General features: G+C 61.8%; 14 protein-coding genes. 10 read left to right on the forward strand and 4 right to left on the reverse strand.

Features of this window, described 5'->3' with window-relative positions:
- Window positions 1–59 precede the first annotated feature (59 nt).
- The 3 genes from J2Y42_RS16165 to J2Y42_RS16175 are packed head-to-tail and all read left to right on the forward strand — an operon-like array spanning window position 60 to window position 1,344.
- Window positions 60–617 carry a dihydrofolate reductase family protein gene (locus J2Y42_RS16165; RefSeq protein WP_309860520.1) on the forward strand — a complete coding sequence of 186 codons (558 nt, stop codon included), beginning with the start codon at window positions 60–62 and terminating at the stop codon, window positions 615–617.
- 23 nt (window positions 618–640) lie between these two features.
- Window positions 641–1,078: an alternative ribosome rescue aminoacyl-tRNA hydrolase ArfB gene (gene arfB / locus J2Y42_RS16170; RefSeq protein ID WP_309860522.1), complete on the forward strand. Its 438-nt coding sequence runs from the start codon at window positions 641–643 to the stop codon at window positions 1,076–1,078.
- Between the two features lie 59 nt (window positions 1,079–1,137).
- Window positions 1,138–1,344, forward strand: coding sequence for a hypothetical protein (locus tag J2Y42_RS16175; RefSeq protein ID WP_309860524.1), 207 nt, complete (start codon window positions 1,138–1,140; stop codon window positions 1,342–1,344).
- Window positions 1,345–1,435: 91 nt separating this feature from the next.
- Here the strand turns inward: J2Y42_RS16175 and J2Y42_RS16180 are convergent, their stop codons facing one another.
- Window positions 1,436–1,600, reverse strand: coding sequence for a hypothetical protein (locus J2Y42_RS16180; protein WP_309860526.1), 165 nt, complete (start codon window positions 1,598–1,600; stop codon window positions 1,436–1,438).
- Window positions 1,601–1,690: 90 nt separating this feature from the next.
- On the opposite strand from J2Y42_RS16180, the gene J2Y42_RS16185 reads away from it, so the two are divergent.
- Complete coding sequence (locus J2Y42_RS16185; RefSeq protein WP_309860528.1) at window positions 1,691–2,371, forward strand: response regulator transcription factor; 681 nt, start codon at window positions 1,691–1,693, stop codon at window positions 2,369–2,371.
- A 393-nt stretch (window positions 2,372–2,764) separates the two neighbouring features.
- Here the strand turns inward: J2Y42_RS16185 and J2Y42_RS16190 are convergent, their stop codons facing one another.
- Window positions 2,765–5,725: a Z1 domain-containing protein gene (locus tag J2Y42_RS16190; protein WP_309860530.1), complete on the reverse strand. Its 2,961-nt coding sequence runs from the start codon at window positions 5,723–5,725 to the stop codon at window positions 2,765–2,767.
- Window positions 5,726–5,844: 119 nt separating this feature from the next.
- Window positions 5,845–6,885: a PD-(D/E)XK motif protein gene (locus J2Y42_RS16195; RefSeq protein ID WP_309860532.1), complete on the reverse strand. Its 1,041-nt coding sequence runs from the start codon at window positions 6,883–6,885 to the stop codon at window positions 5,845–5,847.
- Window positions 6,886–7,044: 159 nt separating this feature from the next.
- On the opposite strand from J2Y42_RS16195, the gene J2Y42_RS16200 reads away from it, so the two are divergent.
- The 3 genes from J2Y42_RS16200 to J2Y42_RS16210 are packed head-to-tail and all read left to right on the forward strand — an operon-like array spanning window position 7,045 to window position 10,890.
- A complete protein-coding gene (locus tag J2Y42_RS16200) occupies window positions 7,045–9,366 on the forward strand; it encodes an ATP-binding protein (protein ID WP_309860534.1) in 2,322 nt (773 codons plus the stop codon).
- Between the two features lie 26 nt (window positions 9,367–9,392).
- Window positions 9,393–10,466, forward strand: coding sequence for a DNA cytosine methyltransferase (locus J2Y42_RS16205; protein WP_309860536.1), 1,074 nt, complete (start codon window positions 9,393–9,395; stop codon window positions 10,464–10,466).
- A gap of 1 nt (window position 10,467) precedes the next feature.
- The gene (locus J2Y42_RS16210) at window positions 10,468–10,890 is read left to right on the forward strand and encodes a very short patch repair endonuclease (RefSeq protein ID WP_396427169.1); all 423 of its coding nucleotides are present in this window, start codon (window positions 10,468–10,470) and stop codon (window positions 10,888–10,890) included.
- Between the two features lie 691 nt (window positions 10,891–11,581).
- Here the strand turns inward: J2Y42_RS16210 and J2Y42_RS16215 are convergent.
- Window positions 11,582–12,256, reverse strand: coding sequence for a hypothetical protein (locus J2Y42_RS16215; protein ID WP_309860540.1), 675 nt, complete (start codon window positions 12,254–12,256; stop codon window positions 11,582–11,584).
- A 428-nt stretch (window positions 12,257–12,684) separates the two neighbouring features.
- Between J2Y42_RS16215 and J2Y42_RS16220 the strand changes: the two genes are divergently transcribed.
- The 3 genes from J2Y42_RS16220 to J2Y42_RS16230 are packed head-to-tail and all read left to right on the forward strand — an operon-like array spanning window position 12,685 to window position 20,016.
- A complete protein-coding gene (locus J2Y42_RS16220) occupies window positions 12,685–14,664 on the forward strand; it encodes a site-specific DNA-methyltransferase (RefSeq protein ID WP_309860541.1) in 1,980 nt (659 codons plus the stop codon).
- The gene (locus J2Y42_RS16225; protein ID WP_309860543.1) at window positions 14,648–17,434 is read left to right on the forward strand and encodes a DEAD/DEAH box helicase family protein; all 2,787 of its coding nucleotides are present in this window, start codon (window positions 14,648–14,650) and stop codon (window positions 17,432–17,434) included. The genes J2Y42_RS16220 and J2Y42_RS16225 overlap by 17 nt, the downstream gene beginning before the upstream one ends.
- Window positions 17,434–20,016: an AAA family ATPase gene (locus J2Y42_RS16230; RefSeq protein ID WP_309860545.1), complete on the forward strand. Its 2,583-nt coding sequence runs from the start codon at window positions 17,434–17,436 to the stop codon at window positions 20,014–20,016. Before J2Y42_RS16225 ends, J2Y42_RS16230 begins: the two co-directional genes overlap by 1 nt.
- Window positions 20,017–21,258 lie beyond the last annotated feature (1,242 nt).

Raw genomic sequence — 21,258 nt, forward strand, 5'->3', positions numbered from 1 at the left:
TAGCGCCGCCGGCGGGTAGGGTCCAGAGGGAATGCGCCTCGTACATCAAGGGAGAACGGATGAGACCGCTTCGCTACGCCATCAACGTCACCCTCGACGGCTGCTGCCATCACGAGGCAGGGCTTCCGCCCGACGAGGACTCGATGCGTTTCTGGACCGCCGAGATGGAGCGGGCCGACGCCCTGATCTTCGGGCGGGTGACCTACGGGATGATGGAGTCGGCGTGGCGGCGCCCGGCCTCCGGCACCTGGCCCGAGTGGATGGACGACTCGCAGCTCCCCTTCGCCGAGGCCATCGATGACGCGAAGAAGCACGTCGTGTCGAGCACGCTGACCGAGGTCGACTGGAACGCCGAATTGCTGCAGGGCGACGTGGGGCAAGCGGTGGAACGGCTCAAGCAGCAGCCCGGTGATGGCCTGTTCGTGGGCGGGGTCACGCTCCCCCGCGCGCTGGCGGATCTGGGACTGATCGACGAATACGTGCTCGTCGTGCATCCCATCGTCGCCGGGCACGGGCCTACGCTGCTTGCGGGTCTGCGCGAGCGCATCCAGCTGGACCTCGTGGATCGCCAGGAGTTCCGGTCAGGGGTGACCGCGCTGCGATTCCGGCCCAGCTAGCGGGAGCGCGGGATGATGGACTCATGCCCGCCCCTCACCGCCCCGGCCTCACGGTCGACTCGGGACTCACCATCCCCGAGTCCGAGCTGTCGTGGCGGTTCTCGCGGTCGTCGGGCCCCGGCGGGCAGGGGGTGAACACGGCCGACTCCCGGGTGGAACTCGTGTGGGATGTGGCGGGTTCCGCCGTCCTCTCGGCCGCGCAGCGCGAGCGGCTCCTCGAGCGTCTGGGCGGTCGCCTCGTCGACGGAAAGCTGACGATCGCCGCATCCGAGCAGCGCGCACAGCTGCGCAACAGGGAGGCCGCGCGCGCTCGGCTGGCCGACATCGTGGCCGACGCCCTTCGGCCGCCCGCGGCACCGCGACGACCGACGAGGCCGAGTCGTGGCGCCAGGGAACGGCGCCTGGATGCGAAGAAGCGGCGCACGGACATCAAGCGGCTGCGTCGCCCTCCTCACGACTGAGCGTCTCGGGATTCGGGCGGAGCACCCACAGATCGCGACAGGAGACGTAGCCTCGCATCGTGAAAACGAAGTGGCTGTTCCTCGTCATCGGCATCGTGCTCGTCCTCATCGGACTGCTGTGGACGCTTCAGGGGTTGAACGTGCTCGGCGGCTCCGTCATGAGCGGATCGCCGGTGTGGGGCACCATCGGCCCCATCGTGCTCATCGCTGGTGTCGCGCTCATCATCGTCGCGCTGGTGCGCCGGCGGCGGCGCTCAGACACCTGACGGCGCCCGCGTTTTCGGCGGCGAGCTGGATGCGGTGGCCGGGGAGGAAGCGGTCGACCGCTCCTCCCCCGCACCGCCTGGGTGGGTTGGGTCAGACGCGCCGGCTTCCCGTGAGCATCCGGACGAGGAAGACGATGGCCGCGATGACGAGGAGCACGATCCCGACCCAGAGCAGGAAGTTCAGCGACGAGACGAACCCTCCCGTGAGCAGGAGGATGATGGCGATCACAGCGATGACGATGAGCAGGATATTCATCAGATGACCCTTTCTGGTCGGGGGTTGATGGCTCCACGCAACCACCAGCGAGGATGCAGCGCCTCACCCCTAGGGGTGTAATGTGCGGCCATGTCGGCAGCCCCGGACGTAGCGACGAAGCCGTTCACGATCGCCCTTGTGGACGACTACGACGTCGTGCTGCTGGGTCTCGCGCACATGCTGGATGACTTCCGCGACCGGTTGGTCGTCGCAGAGATCGACGCGAACGCCCCGCTGGATGAGCCGATCGACGTCGTCCTGTACGACGCGTTCGCCCAGCCCGAGTCCGGTCACGCGCAGATCGGCGAGCTCGTACGGAACCCCCGAGCCCGCCACGTCGTCGTCTACACGTGGAACTTCCATCCCGAGCTCATCGAGAGCGCCAGCGCGCAGGGCGTCCACGGCTACCTCTCGAAGACCCTCACAGCCTCAGAGCTGGTCGCCGCCCTAGAAGCGGTGAACTCCGGACAGGTCGTCGTGAGTGACTCCCCCGCCCGCGCCCACAGCGCCGAGGAACTCGACTGGCCCGGCAAGGAGGTGGGCATCACGGACCGCGAGTCCGAGATCCTTGCCCTCATCACGCAGGGCAAGAGCAACGCGGCGGTCGCCGAGCTCACCTACCTCAGCCCGAACACGGTCAAGTCGCACATCCGCAGCGTCTACCGCAAGATCGGGGCGAGCAGCCGGACGCAGGCGGTGCTGTGGGGAGTGGAGCACGGGTTCACGCCGGACCACCGGAGGATCGAGCGGTGGGTGGGTGGGCGAGGGTAAAGGGAGCATGGGCCGAACTGGGGACTCGAACTTGCGACCGTCCTCTAAGCACTGTCCTTGCGACGGTAAAATCCGCGGAATTCCGCGGTCCTTACGCTCCGGGAGGTGACCGCGACCTCGTGGGAACTCACGCGATTGTTGGCAAGTTTGGTCGTCGGCCAATATGCAATTGGAGCTGCAATCCTTGACAGCGACCCCATTCGTATTGTCTCGTCAGCGATCCATCGGCCGCTATTCGAACTACTTCCGAGCAGGGTCGACCATCGCTCTATCCCGTGCAGCGAGTGCTGCTCCTGGCTGCTCATCGTCGGATCTCCGTCCCGACCGCTGAAGCAAGCCGGTGTCGGCTTGCATCGCAACGGTCTCGGATCCTTAGCCGGAAACCGCAGCCGCTTAGTCCTTGTCGACAACCGCCATGTCTTGAAGGTCGTTTCGACGCACTCTGAAACCAACCCGACCCGCCGGCGCGGAGTGGTAGGGAAACACGAGAGAGAAGAGGCTAGCGATGTCGTTCGCGGCAAGCGACCCACCTTCCAACGCATCTCTGACTGCGCCCTTCCGGTCCTCCTCTCGAACCGTCGAAAAATCGAGATCCGGGGAGAAGGTGAGCAACATCGCCCCTCGCGTGCCGTCACCCATCAGCCGTTCTGCCTCGGGGCCGCCGTAACGGGCACGAGGGTTCCCCGCGATGTGTTGGAGCGCGTGGCGCTGGCGGAAGGAGCTGCCTGAGAACCCGGGCCGATCTTCGCGCCGGCTGCGCTGCAGGAGCGGCACGCTCACACCATCCACTATCGCGCGGTACGGGGTCAGATCCGGGGTCAAGATAACCCATTCGCTTAGTGTTCCCTCGGCGATCGCCATGTCCATTAGGTGGAGGGTCGGCTCGAACGTGTAGTCCTTCGCCCACCTGAAACCGGAAAGCCGCTCGCGGACGTCCTCCGCGTCTGCGACCACCGCCCAGGCTTTGAAGCTTCGTACCGACGAGTTGGCGTCGACGAGGTCCTGCTGGTTGTCGTCCACATCGGGGTTCGCGAGCCGGTAGGTGAACTCGAGCGTCGAGTCGGGGGTACTCAATTGCTCGGCCCAAGGCTTCACAAGCGCGAAATGTGCGGCGTTGACACGCTTGTTCCTATCGGGCTGGCGCGGGAAGTCCTTGACGACGCCGCCGTCACCCTCGAACGCCAGCTCAGCGTTGTACATTTTGTTTCTTGCTGAGGGGCGAAGCCACGGAAGTGATTGGAATACTAGCGGCGGGATGTCGATCGGTCGGACCACTGGACGGTCGTCCTGGCGGATCAGCGAGAACTTGAGCAGCTGATCCCGGAAATCCCGCTCGTCTCTGAGGATCGCCTCGAACGCCGCGTAGAGGTTGAAACTCTTCCCCTTAGGGTCCTTGGCTTGAGTGGCGATGAACAGCCGGACCAGGTCGCGGTATCCACGACGATAACCGAACCACCGTCCCATCTGCATGAGACTGTCGGCCGCTTGAGAACGTCGCCGATAGTAGGTGATCGTGAGCTCTTCGACCGTGAATCCACGGCTCAGCTTCGCTCCGCCGACAAGGATTCGCCAGACACGGCCGGCCTGGAAATTCAGCTTCTGGTAATCCGAATTGGTGTCTCCGTTGACAACGACGACCGGGGATCCCTGTGACGTTATCCGATCAACGGCACGCCCGAGGTGTTGAATCAGGTCCGCGAAGTCGTCCGGCATGACGACGGCGCCCCACTCACCTGTCCCCCGCCGAGATTGCCATACTGGCAGGAAGTCACTCTCGAACAACTCTCGCAGCCGCGCGTTTGCGGATGGCATGCTGTAGCCCGCGGCATTCCAGATGGTGTCGATCCGCCTCGCCATCTCGGCGTGGGCTTGCTGGGTTACCGATTCGTGCACGAGCATCGTGTGGTGGTAATACGACACCGGCTTGGCGTTGACCGTGTTGTGGTCCGGGTTAGCCTCGCGCCACAGCTTGATGGCACCCGTCAGCACGAAGGCATCGATCGCCTTCATAAGGTCCGCGTCCTCGTCTGGCTGGCGGTCGAGTTCGCGCACGAACGCCGCCTTATTCGAGAGCGCGGGTGTGGGCGAGACGTCATCGGGCAAGCCGTCGAGGTCATGGAACGCTGCTCCGCCCATGTACTCGTTGCTGGGCTCTAACGAGTAGACGAAATCCCTTGGGAAGATGTCTGACACGTCGTCAGGATCAACGAAGACGTTGGCGAACGGGGTCGCGGTGTAACCGACGTACTGCGCACGCTTCAACAGGTCGAGAAGTTCGGAGAGTCGCTTGTTGATCGCTGTGCGCTCCCGCTTTCCCTCGGCGTCCACCTTGCCGAGCTGCGTGGTGTTCACCGAGGCGAGATCCGCCTCATCGTCAAGAATCAAGGTGGGTATTTCGCCAAGGTCGGCATGAATCTTCTTCAGGTCGCCCAGAATCTTGGCCAGCACTGACGAGTTCTTCTTGATGACCATCAGGCGGACGTCTGTTGTGAAGAGGTTCTCGGGCGCCCAGACTCCCTTGTTCGGGAACTTCAACTCGTTGCCAGCACGAAAATCGAGCGCCGGGAGTCCTTGCTTGAGAGCCTTATAGTCATCGGTGGAAGTGGTTAGGCGCCGTATGCGCGGAATGCCGCCCGTCGCCCAGAATTGCGCGCCATGTCGGACGAACTTGTCGCTGTGCCAATCCTGGTCGTCGCTGCGCCAATAGTCGACGTTGACCGCCTGAGAAACGTCTCCCTCTTCGATGCCGCCGAGAATGTTCTCTCGGCCCACAAGCTCCTTGTCCAGCCGGCGCTGCGTCTGATCACGAAGGATGTCGTAGGTACCGGTCAGCACGATGATGAGCCGGTAACCGGCGTCCATGGCTTTGGCGATCACGCCGGTGAAGTTCGCCGTCTTGCCACTTTGGACGTGGCCCACCACGAGGCCCTTTGCTTGGTAAGGAGTCCCCGAACACGGGTCGGAAAGTCGACTGATGATCCGATTCGTGGTCTCGTCGATGTTTTGGATCGAAGTCGCCGGCAGCGATTTCTCCAACACCGTCCGATATGCGTCCCAGTAGAACGAGTGCGCCTGACGAACTCCCGCTGTATACCAGGGCTCCCAGTCGGCGTCCTCGATGAAGACATTCTTGGCCTTGTTCGGCGGGAAAGTCTCGTTGACCACCGCTGCGGCCAGCTCGGAGAACGCAAGCTTCGAGAGAACGAGAGTGCGACGCTCGTCGGTCAGCGGCTTCGTGTCGGATATCCACCGGCCCTCTTCGACTAGATCCCACGCGCCGAGCTGAAGGTGAAATGCGGTGGACTGAGGCTCTCCCTCCGCGAACAGAAGCTCGAGCAGTTCGCTTTCGGTCACGGGCTGCTCGTCGGCGAATCCGAGATTCCGATTCACCTCGTCCAGGAGGCCTCGCGGTCCTAGCCCCTTCATTCCCTCTAGCGCACCTTTGGTTGCGGCTCTCAAGATCTCGGCCGCGGTCACGCTTCCGCAACCAATCGGGTGAACGAAGCCACGGGCTCGGGCGCGATGGATCCTTCGACGGTAGTCACATCTACACGATATTGAACGCTACCGACAAGCGCTGGTTGGGGGACGGCCTTTTGCAGACGGGAGCTCGTGATCGCGGGGAAACAGTCATCGACCAGGTAGGCTCTCGGCGGGGTACGAAGCACCCATTGCTTCGGATATTCATCCGCATCGGATTCTCGCCATCCCAGCGATTCGAGTCGACTCTCAAAAGCCCGGATGAGTCGGCGATCTAAGAGGCGCCGGATCGCGGCGATGTGCTCACCGAGCGTGCTACCTTGCTTCGCCCCGCCTGCCGCAGTGACCTGGATCGAAAGCATATAAAGAGGCCTGCCAGGCGTCGGCTCTAGTTGGGTGACGGAATTGATTAGGTGAATGCGCTGTTCACTGCGCGTGGTCTTCACCTCGGCGTCGAAACTGAGGAAGACGAAGTCGTGCTCCTCTCTATCAGGTCCGAGCCATGCGCTCATGACGTCGTCCGCAGACAGGGTGCGTAGGGAGTGCTCTGCCAGAAGAAGCTCCCCCAAGAGTCCGATCTGGGCCTCATCCGAGAGCTTCTGCTTCGTTCTGAGCAGTTCGCGGAACGAATCGACTCCTTCCGGAATCGCCGCGGCGAAGCTCAGGCCGCCACGCATCAGGTCGACCACGGATGCGAGAACCAGGTAGGCCTCGTAATGCATCTCTCGCGCGTCGACTCGCAGCTCGGCCCAAACTCCCGCGCCGAGCTCGTCAACCACGTCTACAGTGATGCGTTCGAAGCCACTGAGTTCGGGCGCGGTCTCAGCTGCCGGTGTCCGAAGACGAATCCATTCCTGCTCGGGGTTGAATTCGATGTATGCCTCCGGAGAGTCCAGAACCTTGCGGCGGCTGAAGAAGCCCGCGCGAAAATAGGCCTCGACATCGTCTCCGCTCAATCGCGAGCGCTGCGCGCTTTCACCGCTCATCGATTTGTCCTCCTCGACTCGTGGCCCATCATGCTGATATTCGATCACCCAGCTTCGGCACTTGAGTGGAACGGCCGACATCAGTCGGGATCGGCTCAACCATAGCGTTCGATATTCAACTGCGCCGTGACACAGACGCTCTTCCGCGAGATTCTCACATGGCACGGCGAGCCCTCCAAACGATGACTCGGTCGATACCCTGAGAAAATGGTCCTGCGCGAATCAACGTCTGGCGACGATGTCAGGCGCACCGTCACGCTGCCACCGGACGAAAGCATCACTGACGCAATCGGTCGGGGCCACACTCTAGCGACGGCAGTCGCGGACATTATCGACAACTCCGTTGATGCGAGAGCAGAGAACGTTCGGATCCGATTCGTCACGGACGACGATCGACTCGTGGCCGTTCGCATCCGGGACGATGGCGACGGCATGACGCCAGCCCGTCTTCAGGACGCCATGACGCTGGGGAAGCAAAGAGAACAGGAGGACGGAGCCCTAGGACATTTCGGTATCGGGTTGAAGGCCGCTTCGCTTAGCCAGGCGCTCACGCTCACCGTCTATTCGCAGCACTCCTCCGCGGATCCCTGTGCGATGCGAATCCATCGCGGATCGTTCACCGGTGAGGTTCTGGACGACATCGCCGCGCGCAACGGCTACGACTGGGACGACCGCGGCCCGGCCAGCACGGGCACCGTCGTTGAGTGGCGCGACCTCGAGACCATCAACCAGTCACAACTGCGAGCCGAACGCCGCAGCTGGCTCGAGCGGACGATCACGTCGTTGATGCAAACCCTTGGTCTAACGTTCCATCGCCTCATCCAGGAGCGCGGTGTCCGGATCGCAATAGACACTTGGGACTACCGCCTAGGAGCTCCGGGATTCCCGCGAACCGTGGAACCGCGCGATCCGTTCCAATTCAACCTCTCGGGCGACGCCCGCTACCCGACGACGATCTCGGCGACGACCAGCGACGGCGCACGGCTCGACGCTGAATGCTTCATTCTGCCGCCGAGGTCGGACTCGCCATCTGCTTGGCTGCTCGGGCGGAACCCGGTGGAGTGGCAGGGGATCTACGTTTATCGCAACGACCGGCTTCTTCAGGCCGGCGGCTGGCTTGACGTGCGCCAGGACGACAAGCGACTCCGCCTTGCCCGCATGCGGATGAACTTGACCAAACCGCTGGAACGCCACCTCCGTCTACGGCATGAGAAGAGCGGGGTTACTGCCACGCCGGAGTTCACGGCGGCGCTCGAAGCGGCGACTAACGCGAGCGGTGTGACGCTCGACCGGTTCCGCGATGACGCCGTGGAGACGTATCGCATCTCGAATGTGAAGAAACAGGCCGTCAAGCCCGCGGCACCGATCGAGTCGGGTTTGCCGGACCGCGTCGTGGAGGCGGTCAGAGATGAGTTGGGTGAGAGGGACGAGGAGCCCATCCGGATCGAGTGGAGGATGCTGCCCGAGGACCGCCTTTTCGAGATGCACCACGACAGGCGCGTGTTGCGTTTCAACCTCGGGTACCGTTCCGCCCTGGGCGGCGAGAATTCCGCAATCATCCCGACACTCGTGTACCTGCTCCTCGAGAGCAACTTCACGAAGTCCCGACTCAACCAGGTGACCAAAAATCAGATCGACGCGTGGCAGACGATCGCGTCCGCCGCGCTACTTGCGCAGCTCAGCGAGAACGCATACGACCCGCTCGCGAACTGGCCGAAGCCCGAGGCCGTCCCGGCGGACACGGAACCGCGTCCCAACATCATGGCCGGCCCACGCCCCGCCCCGCCGTCCATCGAACTGCGTTGGGCACACCTAGGCCATCGTGGACAAGTTCCACCCGAACCGGCGGAAGAGCTCGACGATAGTGCCGGTTGGGAGATGGAAACCGCAGAGCTAGTCGTGCCGGTCTCGAGCGTCGAGCGCCCGGAAGACGGCGCAACTGGTCCATCACAGGTCAACGAACCCTTCTCGCCGCCTGAAGAGTCGGTTGCCGAAGTCGATATCGGCGAGCACGAGAGGGAGTCGGGCGAGCTTGCCGCTTCGCCGCAGCCTAACGTCAACGAGACGGAGGCGGCCCGCGAACGGCTCCCACCTCTGGACGTTCACCCCGGCGACCGAGAGATCGTGGCGATGTACCGCGGCCGCACCAATATAGATGCGATCGCGACGACGCTGGACATGGAGCAGCGCGATGTCGCGATGCGCCTCTGTGCACTAGTGCTCGACCTCGAAGGCGACGACATCGACGACCAGAGACTTGCCGCAATGCACGGCATGCCGTACACGCCCGACGACCGGGAGCGAATTCTCGAGATGTACCGAGATCGGCGCACTGTGCGGGCCATCGCAGCGCACTTCAACCGCACTCCGTTCGCAATAGCGTGGCAACTGCTCTCCAGTCCCAAACGGCCCGTCGAAGTGCCGCGTAACCTGATCAAGCGCATTGATCGGGCTCTTCCGCGTGCGGCCGGCACGCCCTCGCCTGATGCGCTCGAACGTCAGTCCAGGCCTCTAACATTGGAGGAATGACCCCCTCACCTGGCACAAGGATCAAGGTGCTCGATCTGTTCGCAGGTGCGGGCGGCCTTTCGGCTGGGCTCCATGAAGCGTCGACGCGCTTCAGCACCGTCCGCGCTGTGGAGATGGACAAGGCAGCCGCGGCCTCTTACGAGGCGACGTTCGGCCGAGGGCTCACATATGCTGGCCCGATCCAGGATTGGCTCGCTGAAGAGGACGTCCCTGAAGTTGATGTCATCGTGGGGGGCCCTCCGTGCCAAGGCTTCTCGACTCTCGGTAAGCAGGATGTGGAAGACCAGCGTAATTTCCTGTGGCAGGAGTACGCCGAGACGATCGTGCGAGCCAAGCCCCGCTATTTCGTCGTGGAGAACGTTGCGGCCTTCGCTAAATCGCGTCAGTTCGAGGACTTTACGACAGCGACCCGTCTTGGAGGATCGCTCGCCGACTATCAATTCGAACACCGAGTCCTCAACGCTGCGGATTTCGGTGCCCCGCAGGCTCGGAAACGGGCCGTCGTTATCGGCTGGCGCCGTGACGTCGCGTTCCCCGGATGGCCGGATCCGACGCATTCGGCAGACGGTCGTGCGCTCCCGAAGCACAAGACGGTGGCGGATGCGCTGAATCCTGTGCCGCTCGCCCCGGATATGGACGAGGAATTCAGCCGTTGGAGATTCGAGTTCGGAGGCCGGGAGTACGCGGGTTCTTTTACACCTCGGCAGATGCACTGGAGTCGCGAGTACTCAGACCTTTCCAAGAGACGATTCCGCGAAATTCCAGAAGGCGGTAATCGATTCGACCTGCCGGATACGCTGTTGGCCGAATGCTGGAAGAAGCACCGCACGGGCTCCGCGGACGTGATGGGACGCCTGCATTGGAACCGGCCATCGGTGACGATTAGGACTGAGTTCTTCAAGCCGGAGAAGGGCCGATACCTTCATCCCGATCCTGAAGTGCACCGCGCAATCACGCACTACGAAGCGGCCCTGCTTCAGGGGTTCCCCGATAATCACCGCTTCGTAGGCTCGCGCACTGCGATCGCTAAGCAGATTGGCAATGCCGTCCCGATCCCGCTCGGCGCCGCCATCGGGCGGCAACTCTCTAACGTTCTCTGACATGTCCTGGGCGTCGTCTCCGGGCTCCCGTCGCTCAATGCAGGCGAACCGGGGACGCGACACGTTACCGGAACTTGCCGTCCGAAGACTGCTGCACGCCGACGGTCTCCGCTACCGCGTCGATTACGCTCCAATTGGCGGCCGACGACGCGCGGACATTGTCTTTACGCGCCAGAAGCTTTGCGTCTTCATCGACGGGTGCTTTTGGCACGGCTGCCCGGCTCACGCGACTAGACCTAAGTCAAACGCAGATTATTGGACGCCGAAGCTGGACCGAAACGTAGAGCGTGACCGTGAAACGACTATCTTGCTTCAGCAAGCGGGATGGACTGTGCTTCGCTTCTGGGAGCATGAGACACCGCTTGACGTGGCAAAATCAATCATCCAGGCCGTCCGCTTCCCGCAAGGCGCGGACCACTGCTAGTGCCGCTGCGCCTGGCATCTTCAGCCCCACGAGTGGCGCGACTCCAGTACCGGCTAAGGACGAATAGAGCCGGCGAAGGAACGCGATCTGTAAAGTCACTGCACGGCGAAGTGGCGAACGAGGAGGGTATCTCGGCTGCCCGGCATCCCCGTGGCCCAAGGCGGCAACTCCTGAAATCTAGACCCTAGGGTCGGTACCGGGTATGACCGAATAGATCGCTAGGGCGGCGCCCAGAGGAATGAGCAATCGCCCGGCAGGGCAACCGTCTTGAACAGGGCACGCTGCCCGTGTCAGCTCTTGGTCGGGGCTCAAGCTTGCCGCGTCCTTCTGATCAAGCAACCGTTGAAGCGTCAAGAGACGAGCAACCTGCACGTGATACGCGAGCGGCGCGCGCCCCATTTTCCCGCACTCGAAAGGTGCCCCTGGAGGGACTCGAAAACTGCGACCACCCTTTAAGCCCCGTTCCCGTGATGCCAAAATCCGCGGAATTCCGCGCTTTTTATCCCCCTCGAGATGACTGCGATCACCTAGGAACTCACTCGATTGTGGGCAAATTGTGGGCAAAAAAAGTGACTGCGGGATCATGAGCGTTCTGACATCTCGACCCATCGATAGCGGTTCTGGCCTGAGGACGAGTCTCGTGAATCAACCGCCTCATTGAACCTCTCGCCGGACAGACTCGCAGAAAGTGTCAGCCGTTGGGAAGGTCGCGCGTCGCTTCGATCTCGGCTCGCGCCTCCACGTACTTAGACCATCCAGCCGTCGCCGTCGCTAGCACCGACCCCACAGTGACCAATGGCAGGCCCCACACCACCGGATTCATCCACGTCGTATCAGTGAACTTGATTCCGAACCAGGTCCAGACAAGCACACCGGCAACAAGAAGGGCCCAGGCCCAGAGAACCCCGCGCGCGGTTTCCGTAGCTTTCGCGTAGCTGGCCTTGTCGGCGCGCCGAACACGGAACGCCCATACAGTCAGCACGACTGCGGCAATCGTGCCCGGCATGAATAGTGCCACGGCAATTACAAATTGAGCCGGGGTAGACCAAAGCGGAGCGAACGACTGCAGCATCAGCCCGTCAAGGCCGACCGGGATGAGAAAAAGTCCGGGCTGATTCGCACCCTCCGGATAGAACTCCGTCAAACCCAGCAGTAGCACGGCGACCGACAAACCCAGCAACAACAAGCCCAAGCCCCCGGCTTGGGGTGCCCAGCCGGCCCCTACAACGAGGAGACCCACGACAAACAGAAGCGCTGAGCTGCAAACAAACGAAGCACCGAGTATCCGACTGGCGCGCGCCCGACGACGAGCATGCAGGAAAGGCTGGAACTGGTAACCAATCCCGATCGCGAAGCCTGCCAACAATGAAAGACCCTGGGTGACAAGGGGGACATGGCTAGTGAAGGACGCAGCTACGATCAGCCCCGCCGAAAATACCAGGAGCCCGTAGCCCAGCGGCGACGCCCACCGACGCTCTCGGAGAGAATCAAAGGGATCACCAATTGTCACAGCGCCAGATTATGCGCACCCAGTGACACGTACGCTCGTAACACTTGTGCGTGTCTTCCCGCTGGCCCAGCCCTGATGCTTAGAATGCGAGTCCGTGCCGGTCTGACGAGGCCGCGCAGTTGTGAGTACTGGCGAGACACACTCGCAGCTGGTTGGGATCGCTCCCGAATGTGGAGCGCGCCGGACCGACTCAAGCGCGAGGTCTGACGCCGCCGATAGTGTGATCTCACCTCACCTGAGGATCGGAAACTTAGCGAGCGCAAGCGCGCAAGGAGTAACTACATATGACTGACTTTGTGCCGGGAGAGACGGAGGACGCGCGAGCTGAGCTGCTTGCTCACCTCCGGGACCTGATCCCCGCGGCGTTCGCCGATGGCGGCGCACTGGATCGCGAAGCCCTTCTCGACGCGCTGGGGCTCTCTGATGACGATTCGGCCCCGGCATTCGCTTTTTCTTGGCCATCAATCGAGATGGCTCGAGTCGAGGCTCGCGCCGCAACGACAGCCACGCTTCGACCGGATGTAGACGCGTCCGTGGAATGGGACACCGCCAGAGATGTGCTGGTCGAGGGCGACAACCTTCAGGTACTCAAACTGCTAAAGAAGGGATACGCCGGCCAGATCAAGTTGATCTACATCGATCCGCCCTACAACACCGGAGATTCGTTCACGTACAACGACGACTTCGCTGTGCCAGAGAGCGAATACCTTCAAGCAACCGGCCAGGTCGACGAGCAGGGCAACGCCATGACGAGCCGACTTGAAACGAGCGGCCGCAAGCACGACCCGTGGCTCACGATGATGTTTTCAAGACTCACTGTCGCACGCACCTTGCTGCGCAGGGACGGCGTGTTCCTCGCGTCGATCGACAACAACGAGGTTCATCACCTGCGCCTCCTCCTCGATGCCATCTTCGGGCCCGAAAACTTCGTAGACATGATGACCTGGCGCGGCGCGCGAAAGGGCGATGCAAAGCTCACCGGAGGCGGACAGGACTACATCTTGGTCTATGCGCGCGATCGCGCGTTTCTCCAGGCCAACGACATCAAGTGGCGCGAGCGTAAGGAAGGCCTCGAGCCTGTGTACGCCAAGGTTGCGGAGCTCCAGACCCAGTACGGAGCGGACTACGACGCGGCGTCTGCGGCACTCCGTGAATGGTATCGATCGCTTTCTGACGAGGACCCGTCGAAGGCGCACGCCCACTACAACAAGATCGACGACCTCGGAGTTTGGTTCGGCGACAACATCACGAGTCCCAACTTTCGCGAAAACCTGCGCTACACGTGGAAGGGCTATGAGCCTCCGGAAAACGGGTGGCGATACGAGCGCGAAACTATGGAGAAGCTCGATTCTGAAGGGCGCCTCGTATATCCCGAGGACAAAACCAAGCGCGTCAAAATCAAGTTCTACTTGCCGATGCGTGAGACCTGGGCCCCGGCTTCGGTGTTCTACCGAGATCGTCGTGCTGCCTCAACTGCGCTCGACGAGCTCATGGGAGTCAAGGTCTTCGACGACCCGAAGTCGACAGACGTGCTCGCTCGCCTCTTCCACAGCATGACTGATGACGGCGACATCATCGTCGACTTCTTCGCTGGTTCTGGGTCCACTGGGCAGGCGGTCTGGGAGCAGAATCCGCGAGACGGCAAGACGCGCCGCTGGGTCCTTGTCCAACGCCCCGAGAAACCCGACACGAGCACCGAGTCTGGCAAAAACGCGATCAAGCAGGGCTACGCCACTATTTTTGAAGTGACCGCTGAACGACTTCGTCGTGCAGCCTTGATAACACCTCAAGCCGACGGCTCCGCGCCGGGAATTCGAGTCTTCCGCACCACGGAGACAAATCTTGTCGTAGAGTCCCCGATTATCGCTTCCGAGGGGATGTCTGGTCAGGATCTGCTAACCGCCGCGATCGACCGGGCGATAAAGCCGCCGGTGAAGGACGATGCAGTCGAGCTCGACGTAGCGTGGGAGGTCGTGCTCAAAGCGACCAACCTCCAGCTCGACGCGCGCGTGACGGTTTCCGACATCGGAGGGGTCAACGTCTACGAGTTTGCACGCGCAGACTCCCCGGAAGATGGCACACGTTACCTTGTGAGCCTCGGTGCGTTCTCACTCGCCACCGCTGATGCCATTGGCCTCCAGGACAGTGACACCCTGATTCTGCGCACCGACCGAATCTCGGACGACGTGACCCTGACGCTTGCGCCGCGTCTCCAGTCCAAGTTGATCCTCCTGGAGCGGGTGCCTCGTGAAGTTTCGCTTTGACGATCAGCCACATCAGGCGGCGGCCGTAGCTTCAGTCGTCGACCTGTTCGAGGGTGCCCTGTTGCCGCCGCTGGACCTCGTTGCCGGCCTTGCGCCTGGCGCCGAGGGACATGTCAACTTTCGGCTAGACCTTGACTCGCTGGCCGCCAACCTGGCAGAAGTGACGGACCGAGAGTCTGTCCCGAGGCAGGATGCACTGATTCAGCTGGAGGACACTGACCTTCGCGACGTCGAGCGCGCGTTCCCGAACTTCTCCGTGGAAATGGAGACGGGTACGGGCAAGACCTACGTCTACATCGAGACCGCCCTGCGAATGGCCGAGCTATACGGGCTACGCAAGTTTGTGATCCTCGTGCACTCGGTCGCGATTCGTGCCGGCGTCGTCAAGACCTTCGAGCAAACGAGTGAACATTTCGCGACTAAGTTTCCGTCACTCAAGTACCGCTGGGGCGTTCTGGGGGAAACCGCTGCACTGACTGACTTCGCCGACCCTTCGAGTGACGTCCAGTTCCTCATCGCGAGCATCCAGTCGCTCGACAAGCCTGACACGAACACGCTGTACTCGAGCAAGGAGCAGCCGCAGCTGTGGGGCAACGCGATGAGCGGCGTGGCTCAGATAGCCGAGACGCGCCCGGTCGTCCTGATCGACGAGCCGCAGAATATGGCGACCACTCTGCGGCGCAAAGCCATCGCCACACTCAATCCTCTGGTGGCTCTCCGGTTCAGCGCTACGCACGCGGAACCCTTCAATCTCGTTCACCGCCTCGGACCGAAGCAGGCCGCGGAATCGGGATTGGTCAAGCGCGTGTCGGTCAAGGGAATAGTCGCGGGCGAAGATGGCACCCCATACATCCGCGTGGAGAAGGTCCGTAGCGTAAAGAAGCGCCTGATGGCAGACGCGGTGATTGACCGCGCGACTAGCTCTGGCACGAAGCGCCAGAGAGTCGTACTGCAGGCGGGGTCGGACCTGATCGAGGACTTCGGCGCGCCGAGCACCTACCGCGGCCTGGTTGTCGACGAGATCGCTCGCAAGCCCGACCGGGTGATCTTTGATAATGGCCTCGTCATGCAGCTCGGCGACGAGAACGGCGTCGACAGTCTCGCTGTGTGGAAAGACCAGATCAGGCAGACCATTCGGCGACATCTGGAACGTCAGGACCAGCTTGACGGGTCGGGGCGCGAAGTGAAGGTGCTTTCGCTCTTCTTCGTTGAGCGGGTGGCGGACTACGTCGGGGATAACGCACCTCTGCCTGCCATGTTCGACGAGGTGTTCCGCGCTGAGTGGATCAGAGCGGGCAAGAAAGAAGCCGACCTCGGCGACCCTGCGGACGTTCGTGTCGCGTATTTTCCGTCTACGAAGACCGGGATCCTGAAGGACGCTACTGGAAATTCCAAGGACGACCAAGAACAGCAGTCGCGCGCATATGAAGAGATCATCGCCAACAAGGAACTTATTCTTGATCGCGCCAATCCGCGCGCGTTCATCTTCTCCCACTCCGCGCTAAGAGAAGGTTGGGACAACCCCAACGTTTTCCAAGTTGGGTTCCTCCGCCATTCGAAGTCGGACCGCGAACGCCGTCAACAGATCGGACGAGGGCTTCGACTACCGGTCGACTCGGATGGGCTTCGCGTCTTTGACCCAGTGCTTAACCGCCTCACACTAGTCGTTGATGAGTCGTTCGTTGAGTTTCGAGATGGGCTGAACGCTGAGTACGTCAGGGAGGCGCCGAAGGGTTCCAACGCAGAAACGCCCGAGCTCGACAACTCAGATGACGAGGTCATCATCCGACGTCGGTCCGACCTTTTCGACAGCTCAGCCTTTGCTGAGCTCTGGGAGCGAATCCGTTTTAAGGCTCGCTATCGAGTCACCCTTGACGGCTCGACGCTCGCGCAGCTGGTCGCCGACTCAGAGATCCTCGAGCAGCTTCGGTACATCCAGAAGCGTGCAAACGTGGTGCAGAGTGCCGACCTCAGCTACGACGAGGAGGGCAACGTCGTGACCCGAGACACTGCTGTGTCGGAGGGACGCGGTGAACGCATCATGATTGTTGGCGAGCACCTGCCAAACGTTGTTCAACTCGTCGAAGATCAGCTCCAGTACGGGAAGTTCCCGCTTCGGCTGACCCGGAGCACCCTTGCGCAGATCCTAGGGAACGTCCCCGAGGAATACGTGGGCCGGCTGATCGATGACCCGGATCGTTGGGGCCGCATCGTTGCGCAGGCGATCCGGACCGTAACAATCGAGGAGATGGTGAAGGGCATCATCTACGAGCCTCTCGGATCGTTCGACAGCTGGGACGCAAATACCGTCCTGTTGCCGGTGGAGACCAAGACGCCAGTCCCTGCGACAGCGACCAACCCCGACCCGAAGTCTGGTGTGGTCAAGGCGCCCGAAGGAGGCCTCAACCTATATGACCACGTCGACTACGACAGCCATGTGGAGCGCAACTTCGCCGAACGTCTCGAGAGTGCTGAGGGTGAAGTTCGAATCTTCACGAAGCTGCCGCGGCGCTTCCGTGTTCGCACGCCTGTTGGCGAGTATTCGCCGGACTGGGCGATCGTCTACGACCAGGACGGGACGGAACGGCTTTACCTGGTTCGCGAGACCAAGGACACCCTGAACCTTCACGACCTCAAATGGGACGAGCGGATGCGTATCCGCTTTGCTGCCAGACACTTCGCTGCCGCTCCTGTGCCGAGCGTCGATTACACCAACACAACCGACGTGGATGGCTTCCGGATCGATATGGAACTCGGGGGAGCTTCATAATGCCGTCTGTAGAGGAAGAGCTGGCCGCCTGGCTTAATGACCGACTTCCGTGGGTCAAGAATCTGGCGGCTACCATCATGGCTCATGGAGTCGCGGATCAAGCCGCGGTCCAGGCTCTCGCGACGCAGCTCGTCGCCAAGACGCCATCTCCTGCTGTCAAGGCATTCGCTGCGGCGGACTTCCCGAGCACGGTCAGCACCGGGGCTACGGTGGAGCTTCTAGGCATCCAGGACCTCGAGAACGTAAACGCGCTCGAGAAGGGTAGCTCCCTCACGTTCGGCCAGTCAGGCCTGACCGTGATTTACGGTGACAACGGGAGCGGCAAGTCGGGATTCGCTCGGCTCGTAAAAGAGTTGGTGGGCGCTCGACACCATCAGCCGATCCTGCCGAACGCGTTTGACCCCATTGCGTCCAAGGCGCAGAGCGCCACTGTCATCTATCGGGTCAACGGCGCAGAACGGTCCCTTGCGTGGCCGGCGAAGCAAGACACCGAACTTACGCAGGTGCACTTCTACGACGAAGCATGTGGGGACCACTACCTCGTTAACGACACGGAGCTCAGCTACCGACCTTCGGCGCTCGCCTTCCTCGACGACCTGATTGAGGCAACCGATCGCCTTCGCGTCGCTATCGACGCGCAACTCGCCAGGCACAACGCTCCGTCGTACCAAGTGGTCGGTCTCAACAGCGGCACGAGTTCCAGCAACTTCTGCGCAAACTTTTCGGCAGATGTGACCGACTCCGAGATCGATGCCGCCGTCGAGCTTCCCGAAGATGCGGAGTCTTCCCTGGCAAGACTCATCCAAGAGGAGAGTCGCCTCCAAACGACGAGTCCCGTCAAGGAGCAGAATCGACTCAACAATGTGGCGAGAGCGCTCGACCGAGTGGCGGACCATCTTGATTTGTTCGAGTCTGCGCTTGGTCCCACCGCGGCAGCGGCACTCGACGACGGGATCGAGACGGCACGCTCGCTGAGGGCGGCTGCGGATCTCGCCTCCAAGGAGAGCTTCACCGACGAGCCACTCGATGGCGTCGGCTCGGAGACGTGGCGCGTCCTGTGGGACGCCGCGGAGAAGTACTCCGTTGGCGAGGCCTATCACGAGCACGAATTTCCCTTCGTCGAGTCTGGCGCGCGGTGCCCGCTCTGCCAACAGCCTCTTCAGCCCGACGGCGCACAACGGCTCGCTCGCTTCAAGGCGTTCGTGCACGAGCAGACGGCAACTCGCGCGAGGGCGGCAGAGATCGCTGCTGATCAGGGGCTATCGGCGTTCAAGGCCTTCGAAGTCATGAATGTTGAGATCACGACTTCTCTCATCACAATTGAAGGCGACGACCGCGATCTCGCGACTACTCTCCGGTCGGCGTTCGAGAGGGCCTCGAACGCCAAGACTCGCATCAGTGAGCGGCTTCGGAAGGAGAGCACCGAGCCCGCTTTGGATCTTCAGCTCCCGGACACAGGTGCCCTTCGATCCCGGGCCAAGACACTTCGGGAGAAAGCTTCAGCAATCGATCCCACGCAGTTCGCCGAACAACTGAAGGCGGCGACTTCCGCAAAGCACGATCTCGCCGACCGGATCGAGCTCGCAAAGCATGCGCCTGCGTTGAAGACGGAAGCCGCTCGGCTGCGCACCGTGCGGGACATAACGGCAATCAAGAATGGAATCAGCACTCAACCGATAACCAAGCAATCGACTGCGCTCACGCGCATTCACGTCAACGAGCGGGTCAACGACAGATTTGCCCGCGAGACAGATCGGCTCGGCCTCGAACACGTCAAGCTCGATGACAAGGGTGGCGGTAAGGGAAAGCTCCGACACAAGCCCGCCCTGCTCGGTGCGAGCCTCATGACCAAGTCAGTCCGTGATGTGCTGAGTGAGGGCGAGCAGACGGCCCTCGGTCTAGCAGGGCTCCTTACCGAGGTCAATTTCGATGCATCGAAGTCGGCGCTTGTACTGGACGACCCGATCACGTCGCTCGACCATGGGAGGCGCGAGAAGGTGGCGAGGCGGATCGCTGCGCTTGCCGGCGAGCGACAGGTCATCGTGTTCACACATGACCTCACTTTCCTTGGGGATCTCATTCGCGCAGCAGACGAAGAAGACGTGGCGCTCGCGGAGCGATCCATCACTAAGGACGGAAAGGGCATCCCCGGCCACGTGCTCGAAACCCATCCATGGAAAGCCAAGGACGCAAAGAAGCGACTGGGCGATCTTCGCGAGGGACTAGCGAGGCTCAGGAAGGAGCAGGTCGACCTTCCACCTGAGGAACATGGTCGCCGAGTACAGCTCTGGGCCGGAATGCTCTCCGAGACCTGGGAGCGCGTGGTTCGAAACGACGTAGTCGGCAAGGTCGTCGATCGCGGGACAACCGAAGTGCGTCCAAAGATGGTTAAGCTCCTAGCTCGAATCACTGACGACGACAACGCCGACTTCCAGAGTGGCTATAGCCAGGTCTCAAAATGGGCGCCCCGTCACGACAAAAGCGAAGAGGTGAACTTCGTGGCTCCCTCATGCGACGAGTTGGAGGCGGAACTGAAGCGGCTTGAGGACTGGCACAAGCGAATCGTCACCTACGCGCAGTAGCGCACGGTCGTAATGGGTCGTCCCGTCGTTCGCGCGTTGTAGCTCGGCCCAACGCCACCGACATTCTTCGCATTGCGCCCTTAAACGCTGCGGCGAACCGACCTTCGAGTGAACCGCGGTTTGCGCCGTCGTCGCTCGAATGTTTGGAATATGAATTCGAGCGCACCGATGACAGGCCAAACGAAGCATCGGATCAAGAAATGGAGTTCAATTCGAACGGATGAAGCAGAGCAGGATGAATGACGGCGAAAGAACGAGGGACATACACGCAGACGAGACCAAGGCAATGAGAGATGGAAGCCAAGGGCTAGTCAAGGACTAATTCAAGGACTAATGCACGTAGGCACTTAAGTGGAAGGGCCTCTAGCGTCCCGGTTCAGCAGGGGTTCCGTGTCAACCTAGTTGCAGTGGACCGCGCACTGCTCCGAGTTCAATATTGCGCGCGGCAGGGCCGCCCGCAACGAGGGCGAAATTGTCTGCCGCTGCGGGCTGCAGACTCGCGCCTCATGGCCGTCATTGCCTCCCCTGCGCGACCCAGCGGCCGCATCCGTTTCGACTCAGGGCTCTGGTCGAAGACGCCGCACGCGGCGCTGCTCTGCTGAGGTTTGAGGGCCTTTCCGCCGCCCGATCGTAGCTCCCTCCCGGTGCTCCGTACCGGGCTTTCGCGGCGTATCCTCCCTCCGCTTCGCTCCCTCCGGTACTCCACGGACCCGGCACTGCGCACCTACCACTCGCTCTCGATCACCCGCCGGAAAGGCACTCAAAACGATCGACCTTGGGAGTGAGCGAGATGCGGGTATTCGTTATCGACACCAGAGACATGGCCCCCGAACTGCAAAGCGGACTCCTGGGAGTCGAAGGGTCCACAAACCCGACCGCCACAGAGAAGCAGGAATGCGTGGAGACCGTCAGCCATTACGTACTGGATGGGTGGGCGATCGCCGCCGACCCGCACACCCCTATCGGGTGGCTCGCCGCACTCACCGCAGAGACGGCTTGTGTGCCCTTCGTCAATCTGACCCGGCTCGGGGGCACCCGGTAGAGGTCTTTGCCGTGGGATTGGACCCAACGACTTTCGGATTTGCGCGTCAAAACCGGCTGGGAAACACAACGTGTAGGTATGAGGGCATTCGTTCCGGCGACCGCACCGCGGCGCAGCTCGCCGACGGGCTCGGTGGCGTACCGGATCAGGCTATTCCCTGCCGGTCCGGTAGGGGACGACTTGCCGGAAAAACCCGGGTG

Source organism: Leifsonia sp. 1010 (genome assembly GCF_031455295.1).
Classification (GTDB): domain Bacteria; phylum Actinomycetota; class Actinomycetes; order Actinomycetales; family Microbacteriaceae; genus Leifsonia.

What these genes read in the sequence shown, in the direction of transcription:
- J2Y42_RS16180 (WP_309860526.1), bottom strand. Translation starts at nt 1,600, where the DNA reads ATGAATATCCTGCTCATCGTCATCGCTGTGATCGCCATCATCCTCCTG.
- J2Y42_RS16220 (WP_309860541.1), top strand. Translation starts at nt 12,685, where the DNA reads ATGACTGACTTTGTGCCGGGAGAGACGGAGGACGCGCGAGCTGAGCTG.
- J2Y42_RS16210 (WP_396427169.1), top strand. Translation starts at nt 10,468, where the DNA reads ATGTCCTGGGCGTCGTCTCCGGGCTCCCGTCGCTCAATGCAGGCGAAC.
- arfB (WP_309860522.1), top strand. Translation starts at nt 641, where the DNA reads ATGCCCGCCCCTCACCGCCCCGGCCTCACGGTCGACTCGGGACTCACC.
- J2Y42_RS16200 (WP_309860534.1), top strand. Translation starts at nt 7,045, where the DNA reads ATGGTCCTGCGCGAATCAACGTCTGGCGACGATGTCAGGCGCACCGTC.
- J2Y42_RS16185 (WP_309860528.1), top strand. Translation starts at nt 1,691, where the DNA reads ATGTCGGCAGCCCCGGACGTAGCGACGAAGCCGTTCACGATCGCCCTT.
- J2Y42_RS16230 (WP_309860545.1), top strand. Translation starts at nt 17,434, where the DNA reads ATGCCGTCTGTAGAGGAAGAGCTGGCCGCCTGGCTTAATGACCGACTT.
- J2Y42_RS16165 (WP_309860520.1), top strand. Translation starts at nt 60, where the DNA reads ATGAGACCGCTTCGCTACGCCATCAACGTCACCCTCGACGGCTGCTGC.